We start from the raw sequence: 12,691 nt of genomic DNA on the forward strand, positions 1-12,691 counted from the left end.
TCGGTTCCACCGCGGCCGGGCGGCCGCCGTGCCTGACGCCCCGGCGCGCCGTGCCGCGGAAGGCATCTTCCGAGGACCGAGGGACGCGGCCACCGCGCTGCCTGAGAGGTCTGACGCGACGGTGGCGGGGCGTGCGAAGTCGATCCGGTCACCCGGATCGCCACCAGAAGTGTACGGGACGGCCGCACCCCCGGACGACACGGACAGGAGCGTCCGGGAGACATGACGCGGGCTCCGGATCCGGCGCCGGGTTGTCCACAACCGGCCGGTAATCCACAGGTTGAGTCCAAGATCCCCGCGAGGACCGGACGGTGCGGGACGGTCGCCTCATGGGGACGGACGAAGCAGCGGAACGGGCAGGGCTGGGCCCTCGGTACGGGCGGCGGGTCGGGCGGGTCGGGCGGGAAGGGCGGTCCGGGGCGCGGGCCCGGAGCCCGGCCCGGAGCGGAACCGCGGCCCGCGGCCGCCGGGTCCGCCGCGGGCCGGTGACCGCCGTATGCGCGCTGCTGGCGGTGTGGCTGCTCCTGTCCCGGCCGCCCGGATCCGGGCCCGGCGGTGGCGCGGCCTCCTCCTCACCGTCCCTCGTCGCCGGGGCGGAAGGCCCGGGAGGCGGCACCGCCCCGGGCTCCCCGGACATCCGCCGGCCGCGCCCGGACGGCGGCGGAGCGGATCCGCGAACGGGGCCGCGGACGGCGCGGGGCACGCCCCGCGGGCACCGCGCCTGGCCGGTCGGCGGACCCGCCGGCCGGAGCCGCGCCGCCGGCCGGCGGCCGGAGGTCCTGCGCGGCTGGCAGCCGCCGCCCTCCCGGTACGCGGCCGGCCACCGCGGTGTGGACCTGGCCTCCCGTGCGGGCCGGACCGTACGCTCCGCAGCGCCGGGCCGGGTCTCCTTCGCGGGTGTCGTCGCGGGCCGCGGCGTGGTGTCGATCGAACTGGACGGTACGGGGCAGCCCCCGCTCCGCATCACCTACCAGCCGGTGACGGCCGAGGTGGAGAAAGGGGACCGGGTGGCCGCGGGGCAACCGGTCGGTGTGCTGGCCCCGGGGCCGTTCCACTGCCGGACCGCCTGTCTCCACTGGGGCCTGCTGCGCGGGGAGGAGTATCTGGATCCGCTGTCGCTGCTCCCCGCCTGGATACTGCGCGGCGCCCCGTCCCGATTGCTGCCGGTCTTCGGCGTACCGGAACCCCGGGCGTGAACGCCGGCCGCCGGCGCCCGTCCGGAAGGGGCCCGGCCCGCCCCGGCGCGGGCCGCGTCCGGGCGGAGTGGCCGCAGTGCGGCATCAGCCGCCGCGGACCCCGCGCAACGCCATGGCCACCGCTGCTTCGGCGACCTCCTCCGGGCTCTCCGCCACCGCGAGTTCGGCCCGGCGGACGGCCGCATCCACCACTCCCTGGAGGAGCACGGCCGCGAGCCGCGGCTGCCGGTGCCCGAGCCGGCCGAGGGTCTCGACGACGAGTGCGATCAGTCCGCCGTGGGCGGCACGGATCCTCTCCCGCGCCCCGGCATCCAGCTCACCGGCGGAGATGGCCACCACCGCACGGTGGCGCCGGTCCCCGGCGAGCGCCAGCTGCCGCCGCACATAGGCTTCGATCTTCTCCTCGGGCGTGGCGGCCGCCGCCATGGCCGCTTCGACCTCCCCCGCCCACACCGGGAAGTCGACGGCGCAGAGCTCCTCGACGACGGCCGCTCTGGAGCGGAAGTACTCATAGACGGAGGAGCGCGCCAGCCCGGTGCGCTCGGCGAGGGCGGGGAAGGTCAGCGCCTCCGTTCCGCCCTCGGACAACAGGGATCGGGCGGCGTCCAGCAGGGCGCCGCGCTGCATGGTCCGGTGCTCGGCCACGGAGGCCGCTCGAATCCTGGGCACCCGTCCACTCTACGGAGGAGCCGCCGTCCGCGGCGAGCGGCCGGGGAGAAAGGACCGGCGGAGGGGGCTCAGCGCCCGACGTCCGCCAGTTTGGCCCGCAGTTGGAGCACGGACTTGGTGTGGATCTGGCTCACCCGGCTCTCGGTGACCCCGAGGACCTGCCCGATCTCGGCGAGAGTCAGCCCTTCGTAGTAGTAGAGGGTGACCACGGTTTTCTCCCGCTCCGGAAGGGTGTTGATGGCCCGGGCCAGCAGTCTCCGCAACTCGCGGTCCTCGGCGACCTCCTCGGGGTCGTCCGCCGCGGTGTCCTCCAGTTTGTCCATCAGGCTGAGCCGGTCGCCCCCCTCGCCACCGGCGTGCAGCAGCTCTTCCAGAGCCACCACGTTGGCCAGGGAGAGCTGGCTGAAGACCTGGTGCAGCTCCTCCAGGGCGATCCCCATCTCCTCGGCGACCTCGGCCTCCGTGGGAGTGCGCCGCAGGGACGCCTCCAGCGTGGCGTAGGCCCGCTCGACGGCTCGGGCCTTCTGGCGCACCGAGCGGGGGATCCAGTCCAGCGCCCGCAGCTCGTCGATCATCGCCCCGCGGATCCGGGTGATGGCATAGGTCTCGAACTTGATGGACCGCTCGGGGTCGAACTTCTCGATGGCGTCGATGAGGCCGAAGACGCCGGAGGACACGAAGTCGGCTTGGTCGACGTTGGGCGGCAGGCCCACGCTCACCCGCCCGGCCACGTACTTCACCAGGGGTGAATAGTGCAGGATCAGCTGTTCCCGCAGCCGGCTGTCGGCCGTTTCCTTGTACGCCCGCCAGAGCTCGTCGAGCGACGAGGGGGCGGCGGGGCGCACGCTGCCGCGGGCGGCGGGTGGCGCTGCCGCGCGGTCAGACCCGGAGGTGTGCTGGGGCATTCGTCGCCTTGAGCCGTTCTGCCGTCAGGGTGAAATCGTCGGTCGGGAGCCAGGACGTGCGTAAGCGTAACGTGACCAACCCGTAGCAGCGTGCGAAGGACTGCGGGTATCTCATGCGCAGATACGTTCCGCTGATCGCACCGCGGAGTTGCGCCCATCGAGTGGCGCATGGGGCGTGTGCGATGGGAGAGGTCGTCCGGTGTGAGGGCGGGTCCACCGGCGGGCCGGCGCCGGCGAGCCGATCACAGCAGGTCAGAGGCCGCCTTCCGGAGGGACGACGGGACAGTCGGCCGAGCGGGCCAAGCGCCATCGACCACCGCGCCGTTCGACAAATCCCAGGGACTGTAATTCGTACAGCCGTGCGTTCGCCTCGTTCCCGTCCGTACCCGCTTCCCGCGCGATCTCCCGCGTGTCCGCGTCGCGCCGGGCCGGCAGGGCCTCCAGAACCCGGGCCGTGAGCGGAGCCAGCAGATCCCGGGCGACGACCGGGCCGGTCCGGCCGGGGGCCAGCTCCCCGATCCCGCCGACCAGCTCGATCACCTCGTCGGCGTCCGTGACGAGGGTGGCCTCCCCGCGCAGCAGTTCATGGACTCCCGCAGACAGACCGGACGTCACCGGGCCCGGCACGCCGGCGGACAGCCGGCCCAGCCGCTGGGCACCGCGGGCGGTCACCAGCGATCCGCTGCGGTACTCGGCCTCCACGACCACCGTGCCGCGGGTGAGGGCGGCGATGAGCCGGTTGCGCTGCAGAAAGCGGCTGCGGGTGGGGTGGCTGCCCGGTGGGAGCTCCGCCACCAGCAGTCCCTGGTCGGCGATGCGCCGCACCAGCTCGGTGTGGCCCCGCGGATAGGCGCGGTCCACCCCACACGCGAGCACGGCGACGGTGGCGCCGCCCGCGGCCAGCGCCCCCCGGTGCGCCGCGCCGTCGATCCCGTAGGCCGCTCCGGAGACCACCACCCAGCCCCGCTCCGCCAGGCCGGCCCCGAGGGCGGTCGCCACATGGGCACCGTAGTCCGTGCATGCCCGGGCGCCGACCACGGCGACCGACCGCAGCGCCCAGAGCCGCAGGGACGGCCTTCCCCGCACCCAGAGACCGATGGGGCGGGCATCGCCCAGGTCGTCCAGCTGCCCGGGCCATTCCCGGTCTCCCGGGCAGACGAAGCGGATACCACCGGCCTCCGCGGCACGGAGCTCCTCCGCCGGATCGCCCCCGGCCGCGCGGGCCCGGTAGCCCGCCATCCTTGCGTCGCTGACGGCGGACGGTGCTCCGCCCCGCCCGAGGAAGAGCCGCAGCAGAGCGACCGGCCCCCGCTCCCGCAGCCACCTCCCGGCCAGTTCGTCACCCGGCTCCACGATCCGGGTGAGGGCCGCCCGCGCCCGGCGCGCCTCCTCCGTCTCCGAGGCGCCCGTCATGCCGGTCCCCCGACCGGAACCGCTCCCCGGCTCACGCCGGTGCGCAGCTGGAGGGCCAGGGCCACGTCGGCGGCCGCCGGCCGGTCCCGGCCCGCGAGATCGGCAGCCGTCCACGCCACCCGGAGCACCCGGTCCAGGCCACGGGCGGTGAGCAGGCCCCGTTCCAGATCCCGTTCGGCCTCCCGCAGGGCGCCGGGCTCCAGCCGCCACCGGGTGCGCAGCTCATGGCCCGGCACCTCGCCATTGAGGCGCCACGGGGTCCCGGCCAGCCGGGCCGCGGCCCGTTCCCGGGCCTGGAGCACCCTCCCGGCCACCACCGCGGTGGGCTCCCCCGTGGCCCCGCCCTCCAGAAGGGCCCGTCTCCCCACCGGTTCGACCGTGACCCGGAGGTCCACCCGGTCCATCAGCGGTCCGGAGAGCCTCGACTGATACCGGCGGACGACGGCGGGCGGGCACTCACAGCCCACCCCGGACACCGAGTGCCTGCCGCAGGGACAGGGATTGGCGGCGAGGACGAGCAGGAAGCGGGCCGGCAGCCGCACGACGCCCGCGCTGCGGGCCACCACCACATGCCCGGACTCCAGCGGCTGCCGCAGCGCGTCCAGCACCCGGCCGCTGAACTCGGCAGCCTCGTCGAGGAAGAGGACACCGCGGTGGGCGAGGGTCACGGCCCCGGGTCTGGGCAGGCCGTTCCCCCCACCGATCAGCGACGGCATGGTCGCGGAGTGGTGCGGCGCGCAGTACGGGGGCGTGTCGATGAGCGGCTTGCCGGGCGGGAGCACTCCCGCCACCGAGTGCACGGCGGTCACCTCCAGGGACTCGCGCCGGGTCAGGGGCGGGAGCAGGGCGGGAAGCCGTTCGGCCAGCAGGGTCTTGCCCGCGCCGGGAGGTCCTTTCAGATAGAGGTGGTGTCCGCCGGCGGCGGCCACCTCCAGCGCCGTCCGGGCGGCCCGCTGGCCGGCGACGTCGGCGAGATCGGGCAGCCGCCCGCCGTCCGCGGCCCGGGAGGACAGCCCGGCCGCCGCCCCCGAGCCCGGGAGGGAGAGGCCGGCGAGCATCGGGTCCGGCCGCCCGGCTTCGTCCGGCTCCTCCTCGGGCACGGGGTCGTCGGACAGCACCGCGATCAACTGCCGCAGGCTGCGCACCCCGAGGACGGCGATCCCGGGAACCAGGGCCGCCTCGGCCGCCGTCTGCTCCGGGACGACGACCTGCTCGTACCCCGCCTCCGCAGCGGCGAGCGCGGCCGGGAGCACGCCGCGGACCGGACGCACCCGCCCGTCGAGTCCGAGCTCCCCGATCATCATCAGGTCCGCGATCCGCCGCGGATCGATCCGCTCCGCCGCCCCCAGGACCGCACAGGCAACGGCGAGGTCGAAGCCGCTTCCGCTCTTCGGGACGGAAGCCGGGCTGAGCCCTACCGTCAGCTTCTTCTGCGGCCACTCGGCGCCGGAGTTGACCACTGCGGCCCGGACCCGGTCCCGGCTTTCCACCAGGCTCTTGTCCGGCAGCCCGACGAGGGTGAAAGCCGCGATCCCGGGTTCGAGATCCGCCTGCACCTCGACCACGACACCCTCGATCCCGGCCAGCGCCACCGAGCAGGTGCGCGCGAATCCCATCAGGCCACCCCCCGTGCGTGTTCGACGACGGGGGCACCCCGCCCCGGCAGCAGGACTCCCACGAGGTCGATCCGGACCCCGCCGGGCGGAGGCTGCCGCGCCGGCCAGCGCTCCTGCAGCCACCGCGCGGCGAGCCGCCGCAGACGCGCTGCCTTCCGGACCGGCACGCCCGCCATGGGATGCTCGCGGCCGCCGGCCCGGCGGGTCTTGACCTCGCAGATCACCAGGGCGTCGCCGTCCCGGGCGACGATGTCGATCTCACCCTCGCGGCAGCGCCAGTTGCGTTCCAGTACCGTCATCCCGGCGTCGGCCAGCCGCCGGGCCGCCAGGTCCTCTCCGTAGCGGCCGAGCGCTCCTCGCGCGTTCATCGGCACCACCTCCGGGAGCGACTCTCCCGGAACCGGAGCAATGAAGTGGATCTTGCTCTGAAACGGTGGATTACTCGCCGGTTGTGGAAAAACCGCTCACTCGACGGGGTGAACCGGCGGTCTCATCGGTTGAAACCGGACTCGTCCGGCAGTTCGAGGTCGCTCTTGTTGAGCTCCTCGATGTTCACGTCCTTGAAGGTCAGCACCCGGACCTGCTTCACGAACCGCGCGGGCCGGTACATGTCCCACACCCAGGCATCGGCCATGGAGATCTCGAAGAAGACCTCTCCCTGCACCGAGTGCACCTGCATCTCGTAGGCGTTCGTCAGATAGAAACGCCGTTCGGTCTCGATCACGTACTTGAACAGGCCGACGACGTCGCGGTACTCCCGGTAGAGCTTCAGCTCCATCTCGGTCTCGTACTTTTCGAGGTCTTCGGCGCTCATGACATGGTCCCCTTCAGCCGGGCGTCCCCCTATTGTGCGTCAGGCCCGTTCCGCCTCCAGGGTCACGGGCGCACTCGGAGGACCCTCGGCGAGCAGCGTGCGCAGCAGCTCCGCGAGCTTGGTCGGATACACCGTCTCACGCAGCGTGGACAGTTCCCCGGAGGTCCACCACCGGAGCCCGGTGATGCTGCGTTGTTCCAGCTCGGTGCGGCCCGCGCCATCGGTGCCGGTCTGCCGGGTCCTGCCCAGGAAATACCACTCGTCCTGGTTCCAGCGGCGCCCGTCGAACGGAAAGGAACAGCTGCGCCGCCACAGCACCGGCCCCAGCTCGACCTCCGTGATCCCGGTCTCCTCGGCCAGCTCGCGCCGGGCCGCCTCCTCCCGGCTCTCCCCGGGCTCGACGCCGCCGCCCGGGGTGAACCACCAGGAGAGCCGGGGGTCGGCGGGTTCGTGTCCGTGCAGCAGCAGAATCCGGTCGGCGGGGTCGAGCAGCACCACGCGCGCCACCTTTCGCCGCACCTCAGGCACCGGACCGCTCCGTGCGCCGCCGCCCGGCCCGGCGGGCGACCGGCCCGTACGCGGCCCCCGCGAGAACCAGGACCGCCCCGGCGGCCACGGCCAGGGAGAGCGGCCGCAGCGGGCCGGGCTCGGAGACCCCGCCGGGGAGCTCCGCGAAGGGTGCCGGGCGGGGCATCGTCCCGAAGGAGTCCACCGGCCAGATCCCGGCGTCCACCCGGGCGCTCACCGCGCTCGCGGGCACCGCGCCGTGATCGCCGTCGGTCAGGTGTTCCCGCGAGTCCAGAGAGGTGCTCCGGTGGTCGCCCAGAAGGAACACACTTCCCCGGGGGACCTCCGCGGTGAATTCCATCGGAGAGGCCGGACCGGCGCTCCGCAGATACGGTTCGTCGAGCGGTTCGCCGTTCACCGCCAGCCGGCCGTCGGCGTCGCAGCAGACGACCTTGTCCCCGCCGACGCCCACCACACGCTTGATCATGGGGAGGTCTCCCCAGGCCGCGTCGGTGAACACCACCACATCACCGCGCCGGACCTCCCCGCCGTCGATCCGTTCGGCCAGCACCCGGTCACCGGCGTTGACGGTCGGCTCCATGGAGTCCGTCGGCACGGTGTACGGCTGGTAGAGCAGTGCCGCCCAGACGAATCCCCCCAGGAACAGCACACAGCCGACGGCCACCGCCAGCCCGGAGAGTATCCCGCCCGCTGTGCGGTGGCCGTCGGCCGTCCGTTCCGCTGTGCTCATTGCCGCTCCCCGCCTCGATGCTCCGGGACGGCACCCTACCCGGCGGTACGGGACGCGGTCAGCCGTCCCGCTCCGTCTTTCCCGTCACCGTCACCGATACGCCCAGCGGCGCCGGGCCGGTGGCCGCGTCCCGTGCGAGCAGCCGCCGGCGGCGCCACAGCACCAGCGGCACCGCACCGGCCAAGCCGAGAGCCGCGGGGGCCGCCCCGGCTGCCACGGCGTTCAGCCCGCGCTGGTCGAACGTGTCCGGGACCGGGAGGGTGGACCAGCGGTCCAGCGGCCAGGCCACGACCACGGCGCGCCCGACCACCTCGTCGACCGGGACGGTGCCGTTCCCGGGGAGGTCCTGGTGGTAGCGGGAGTCGAGGGAGTTCTGGCGGTGGTCCCCCATCACCCAGATCCGGCCCTCCGGAATCTTGACCGGGCCGAACTCCTTGTCGCCGCACGGGGTGTCCCCGGGGTAGAGATAGTCCTCGTCAAGGGCCCTGCCGTTGACCTCGACCGGACCGGTCTTCTTGCACTCGACGGTGTCGCCGCCCACCCCGATCACCCGCTTGATCAGGTCCTTCTCCTCCGCGGACGGCATGAGTCCGATGGCGCTCAGCACATTCCGCACCGCGGAGGCGACCGGGCCGGACTCCGTCTCGGGCATCTCCCCGAGCCAGCGTCCGGGGTCGTGGAAGACGACGACCTCACCGCGCTCGGGTTCGGATCCGAACCACGGGGTGAGCTTGTCCACCAGCACCCGGTCCCCGCGCTGCAGGGTGTTCTGCATCGAGTCGGAGGGGATCGAAAAGGCCTGCAGAAGGAAGGTCTTGATGAGAAGCGCCAAGAGCAGCGCGATCCCGATGAGGATCGGCAGCTCTTTCCAGAAGGAACGCGGCTTCTTCCCTCTCACCTCGCCTTCCTCACCACCGTTCGTCTCTCCCTCTCCCTCTGTGTCTCCGTCTCCGTCTCCGTAACGCTCCCCGTCCTCCGGGCGTTCCTCGGGTTCGTCCTGACCGGTTCGTGCGCCGACGGCCACGTCCCCCACATCCACTCCTCACTCCGCACTGCTGCTTGGCCCGCGCACGGCGCAGGCCCACCACTCCCATAACGAGCGGGAGTTCCGCAGGGATCGGGAGATGGATCATCGCTTGCCGTTCCCGGGCCGGCTCGGGCCCGGGAACCCCAGTATGGGCCCCTGGCCTGTCACTCCGCGGAACCAGGGCGGTCGCGGGTGTCGCCGCGCCGCTCCGGTCGGGCACCGAGGCGTAGGTCTCCTGCTCCTCCAGCCGGCTCCAGTGGTCGAACGGCCAGGCGATCCACAGGGCCCGGCCCACCACCAGGTCCTCCGGGACCGTGCCGTTCGCGGTCTCCTTCAGATGGAAGCGGGAGTCCGCCGAGTTCGACCGGTGGTCTCCCATGACGAAGAGCCGGCCCGGCGGGACCGACACTTCGAACCGCTGCTCGGAAGGTGAGTTGCCGGGGTGCAGATACGGTTCGTTGATCGCCGTGTCGTTGACGGTGACGCGGCCGTCGGGGTCGCAGCACCGCACCGTGTCCCCGCCGACCGCGACGACCCGCTTGATCAGGTCCTGCTCGTCGTCCGAGGGGAGCAGGCCGATGAAGGTCAGCAGTTGCTTGCCCTGCTTGATCCCCACCGGGTCCTCCTCGGTGCTGATCTGCTCCCCCTCGAGCCAGCCACCCGGGTCCTTGAAGACCACGACGTCGCCCCGCTGCGGCTTCGAGCCGAACCACGGCGTCAGCTTGTCCACCAGCACCCGGTCGCCGATCTGGATGGTCTGTTCCATCGAGCCCGATGGGATCACGAACGCCTGTACGAGGAAGGTCTTGAGCCCCAGGGCGATCAGGACGGCCACGGTGATGAGGATCGGCACCTCCTGGATCGCCGACCGGCGGCGGCGGCGCTTGATGCGCTGCGCGGCACGGCGCCGCTCGGCCCGCCCGCCGGTCAGCCGCCCGCCGGTGGGACGCGACCCCGTGGGCAGCCGGAGGTCCCGGTCGGGGCCGCCCCGCGGCTTGCCGCGGTTACCCATGGCCGCCTCCCCGCCCGGCGGCCGGCGCATCGGGCACGCGGGCGAAACCCTCCGGCGTGGTGAGGGACGTCCAGTGACGGGACGGCCATCCGATCCAGTCGGCTCTGCCGATGACCCGGTCGACGGGCACCGTGCCGCCGCCGGGCTCGCCGAGATGGTCGCGGGAGTCGCGGGAGTCACTGCGGTGGTCGCCCATGACCCAGAGTCTGCCCAATGGCACGACGATGTCGAAGGGCACCTGGGACGGGCTGTCACCCGGTAGCAGATAGTCCTCGTCGAGGGCCACGCCGTTCACCTTGATCCTTCCCCGCTCGTCACAGCAGGTGACCCGGTCGCCGCCGATTCCCACCACGCGCTTGACGTAGTCGGTCTCGTCCGGCTCCGCGAGTCCCACGGCGGCTGCCGCCTCGCGCAGCAGTCCGGTCAGCACGCCACTGGAGCGCCCGCCGTGGACGAACGAACCGGTGCCGTCGAACACCACTACGTCTCCGCGGCCCGGTTCGTTGCCGAATCCGTAGGCGAGCTTGTTCACGAGCACGCGATCGCCGGTCCTCAGCGTGGGCTCCATCGAACCGCTGGGGATGAGGAAGGGCTGCACCACCCAGGCGCTGAGCAGGGACACTCCGGCGACCGAGAGGGCCACGAGGAGCCCGGCCCGCCGCCAGAACCCACGGCCGGGGCGTCGCGCGGGGCCCGCCGGGCCCGAACGCGCCGAGCGCGACCGCGTCTGCCGCCCCTCAAGAGGTGCGGCAGAGCGATCGCGCTCGGAAAGGTGTTCGTCGGTGTCCATCGCCCCAAAAGCCTAACCGGCCGGGCCGCGTGGACCTCCGGCGAAGGTTCAGCTGCGCTTCTCCTTGATCTTCGCGGCCTTGCCGCGGAGCTCGCGCAGGTAGTACAGCTTGGCGCGGCGGACGTCACCGCGGGTCACGACCTCGATCTTCTCGACGATCGGGGTGTGCACCGGGAAGGTGCGTTCCACGCCGACGCTGAAGCTGACCTTGCGGACCGTGAAGGTCTCGCGGACTCCGGAGCCCTGACGGCGGATGACGACGCCCTTGAACTGCTGGACACGGGAGCGGTTGCCCTCGATGACGCGGACGTGGACGTTCACGGTGTCGCCGGGGCGGAACGCGGGGACGTCGCTGCGCAGCGATGCGGAGTCGACGCTGTCGAGAAGGTTCATGACCGTCTGCTTTCCTCGCTGATGCCACAGGTCATCAGCGGTACGTAAGGGTGCGAGATGCGGGGTGCCGCCGGTTCGGGCGGCGAGTGCGGCGGGCGGGCGTCGTTCCCCCTGTGGCAGGGGCGCGCGCCGGACGCACAACAGCGGCTCATTCTTCCACGGCGGTGGGCGCCCGCCCAAATCGGCCGTCCGCCGCCGCGCCCCAGCCGAGTTCGGCGAGGATCCGGCGATCGTCCTTGTCGAACGTGGCGGGGTCGCGTCCGGCGATCAGGTCGGGCCGGTTGCGGGCGGTGCGGCGCAGCGCCTCGTCGCGCCGCCAGCGGGCGATGCGGCCGTGGTGACCGCTGAGCAGCACCTCGGGAATGCCGCGGCCGCGCCAGACGGGCGGCTTGGTGTAGACGGGACCCTCCAGCAGCCCGGCCATCCCGCCGGGCGCGAAGGAGTCGTCGCGGTGGGATTCCGCGTTGCCCAGCACCCCGGGGAGGAGCCGGGCGATCGCCTCCGTCATCACCAGCACGGGGGCCTCGCCGCCGGCGAGGACGTAGTCGCCGATGGAGACCTCCAGGAGCTCGTACTCCCGTGCGTACTCCTCGACGACCCGCCGGTCGATGCCCTCGTAGCGGGCCGGGGTGAAGACGAGCCAGGGCCGCTCGGCGAGCCGGACGGCCAGCTCCTGGGTGAACGGCTCCCCGCCGGGGGTGGGAACGACGATGACCGGCCGCTCCCCCTCGGCGCCCGAGGCGATGACGGCGTCGAGCGCCTCCCCCCACGGCTCCGGCTTCATGACCATGCCGGGGCCGCCGCCGTACGGGGTGTCGTCCACGGTGTTGTGCCGGTCGTGCGTCCACGCCCGCAGATCGTGCACCCGGACGTCGAGCTGTCCGCGGGCCCGGGCCTTGCCGACCAGGGAGAGGTTCAGCGGTTCCAGGTACTCCGGGAAGATGGTGACGACGTCGAGCCTCATGCGCCGTTCCCGCCCTCGGCACCCGCCGGCCCGGCGTCCCGGCTGCCGGCGATCTCGGCGCCCGCCTCGTCGAGCAGTCCGGGCGGCGGGTCGACCACGGCGCGCTGCTCCCCGAGGTCCACCTCCGGGACGAGCTCGGAGACGAAGGGGATCAGCACTTCACTGCCGTCGGGCCGCTCCACCACCAACAGGTCCTGGTACGGGAGATGGGAGATCTCGGTGATCCGGCCGACGGGGGTGCCGTCGGTGGTGACCACGTCGAGGTCCATCAGCTGGTGGTCGTAGTACTCGTCGGGGTCCGCCGGGACCTCCTCCGGGTCGACCTCGGCGATCAGCAGGGTGTTGCGGAGCGCCTCGGCGCCGGTGCGGTCCCGTACGCCCGCGAAGCGGAGCAGCAGCCGGCCGCTGTGCACCCGGCCGGTCTCGATGGTGAGCGGCCCGGCGGAGGCCGGTTCCGTGGCGAGGACGGCGCCGGGGGCGAGCCGGAGTTCCGGTTCGTCCGTGCGCACCTCGACGGTGACCTCGCCCTTGATGCCGTGGGCGCGGCCGATCCGCGCGACTACCAGCTGCACTGCGCCTCTCTTTTGCGGCGGGGCCACCGCGCTGCCGCGGTGGCCGCTCGCGCCGCCGTCTT

Annotated in this window: 15 protein-coding genes; 1 reads left to right on the forward strand and 14 read right to left on the reverse strand. The window is 73.1% G+C overall.

All coding sequences use genetic code 11. The annotated features are described in order from the left end of the window. Positions 1–485: 485 nt before the first annotated feature. Positions 486–1,196 carry a M23 family metallopeptidase gene (locus KBZ10_RS07845; RefSeq protein WP_307847265.1) on the forward strand — a complete coding sequence of 237 codons (711 nt, stop codon included), beginning with the start codon at positions 486–488 and terminating at the stop codon, positions 1,194–1,196. Positions 1,197–1,280: 84 nt separating this feature from the next. Here the strand turns inward: KBZ10_RS07845 and KBZ10_RS07850 are convergent, their stop codons facing one another. The 14 genes from KBZ10_RS07850 to rimM form a co-directional block, all read right to left on the reverse strand. After that, positions 1,281–1,841 carry a TetR/AcrR family transcriptional regulator gene (locus KBZ10_RS07850; RefSeq protein WP_210986917.1) on the reverse strand — a complete coding sequence of 187 codons (561 nt, stop codon included), beginning with the start codon at positions 1,839–1,841 and terminating at the stop codon, positions 1,281–1,283. Positions 1,842–1,933: 92 nt separating this feature from the next. Further along, positions 1,934–2,770 carry an RNA polymerase sigma factor WhiG gene (gene whiG, locus KBZ10_RS07855; protein ID WP_210986790.1) on the reverse strand — a complete coding sequence of 279 codons (837 nt, stop codon included), beginning with the start codon at positions 2,768–2,770 and terminating at the stop codon, positions 1,934–1,936. Positions 2,771–3,022: 252 nt separating this feature from the next. Next, a complete protein-coding gene (gene dprA / locus KBZ10_RS07860; protein WP_210986791.1) occupies positions 3,023–4,183 on the reverse strand; it encodes a DNA-processing protein DprA in 1,161 nt (386 codons plus the stop codon). After that, on the reverse strand, positions 4,180–5,799 hold the full coding sequence (locus KBZ10_RS07865; protein ID WP_210986792.1) for a YifB family Mg chelatase-like AAA ATPase: 1,620 nt from the start codon (positions 5,797–5,799) through the stop codon (positions 4,180–4,182). The genes dprA and KBZ10_RS07865 overlap by 4 nt, the downstream gene beginning before the upstream one ends. After that, positions 5,799–6,167, reverse strand: coding sequence for a YraN family protein (locus KBZ10_RS07870; RefSeq protein ID WP_030544494.1), 369 nt, complete (start codon positions 6,165–6,167; stop codon positions 5,799–5,801). The genes KBZ10_RS07865 and KBZ10_RS07870 overlap by 1 nt, the downstream gene beginning before the upstream one ends. A 122-nt stretch (positions 6,168–6,289) precedes the next feature. Next, positions 6,290–6,613: a DUF2469 domain-containing protein gene (locus KBZ10_RS07875; protein ID WP_019709827.1), complete on the reverse strand. Its 324-nt coding sequence runs from the start codon at positions 6,611–6,613 to the stop codon at positions 6,290–6,292. A gap of 39 nt (positions 6,614–6,652) precedes the next feature. Then, positions 6,653–7,141 carry an NUDIX hydrolase gene (locus tag KBZ10_RS07880; RefSeq protein WP_210986793.1) on the reverse strand — a complete coding sequence of 163 codons (489 nt, stop codon included), beginning with the start codon at positions 7,139–7,141 and terminating at the stop codon, positions 6,653–6,655. After that, positions 7,134–7,871: a signal peptidase I gene (gene lepB / locus KBZ10_RS07885; RefSeq protein WP_210986794.1), complete on the reverse strand. Its 738-nt coding sequence runs from the start codon at positions 7,869–7,871 to the stop codon at positions 7,134–7,136. Before lepB (KBZ10_RS07885) ends, KBZ10_RS07880 begins: the two co-directional genes overlap by 8 nt. A gap of 58 nt (positions 7,872–7,929) precedes the next feature. Beyond that, the gene (lepB, locus tag KBZ10_RS07890) at positions 7,930–8,895 is read right to left on the reverse strand and encodes a signal peptidase I (protein WP_210986795.1); all 966 of its coding nucleotides are present in this window, start codon (positions 8,893–8,895) and stop codon (positions 7,930–7,932) included. Then, on the reverse strand, positions 8,780–9,910 hold the full coding sequence (gene lepB, locus KBZ10_RS07895; protein WP_210986796.1) for a signal peptidase I: 1,131 nt from the start codon (positions 9,908–9,910) through the stop codon (positions 8,780–8,782). The genes lepB (KBZ10_RS07890) and lepB (KBZ10_RS07895) overlap by 116 nt, the downstream gene beginning before the upstream one ends. After that, the gene (lepB, locus tag KBZ10_RS07900) at positions 9,903–10,700 is read right to left on the reverse strand and encodes a signal peptidase I (RefSeq protein WP_210986797.1); all 798 of its coding nucleotides are present in this window, start codon (positions 10,698–10,700) and stop codon (positions 9,903–9,905) included. The genes lepB (KBZ10_RS07895) and lepB (KBZ10_RS07900) overlap by 8 nt, the downstream gene beginning before the upstream one ends. Positions 10,701–10,748: 48 nt before the next feature. Next, the gene (gene rplS / locus KBZ10_RS07905) at positions 10,749–11,093 is read right to left on the reverse strand and encodes a 50S ribosomal protein L19 (protein WP_019709833.1); all 345 of its coding nucleotides are present in this window, start codon (positions 11,091–11,093) and stop codon (positions 10,749–10,751) included. A gap of 148 nt (positions 11,094–11,241) precedes the next feature. Further along, the gene (trmD, locus tag KBZ10_RS07910) at positions 11,242–12,057 is read right to left on the reverse strand and encodes a tRNA (guanosine(37)-N1)-methyltransferase TrmD (protein WP_210986798.1); all 816 of its coding nucleotides are present in this window, start codon (positions 12,055–12,057) and stop codon (positions 11,242–11,244) included. After that, a complete protein-coding gene (gene rimM / locus KBZ10_RS07915; RefSeq protein ID WP_210986799.1) occupies positions 12,054–12,629 on the reverse strand; it encodes a ribosome maturation factor RimM in 576 nt (191 codons plus the stop codon). Before rimM ends, trmD begins: the two co-directional genes overlap by 4 nt. Positions 12,630–12,691: the final 62 nt, after the last annotated feature.

The sequence above is a fragment of the Streptomyces sp. F63 genome (assembly GCF_018070345.1).
Lineage (GTDB): Bacteria > Actinomycetota > Actinomycetes > Streptomycetales > Streptomycetaceae > Streptomyces.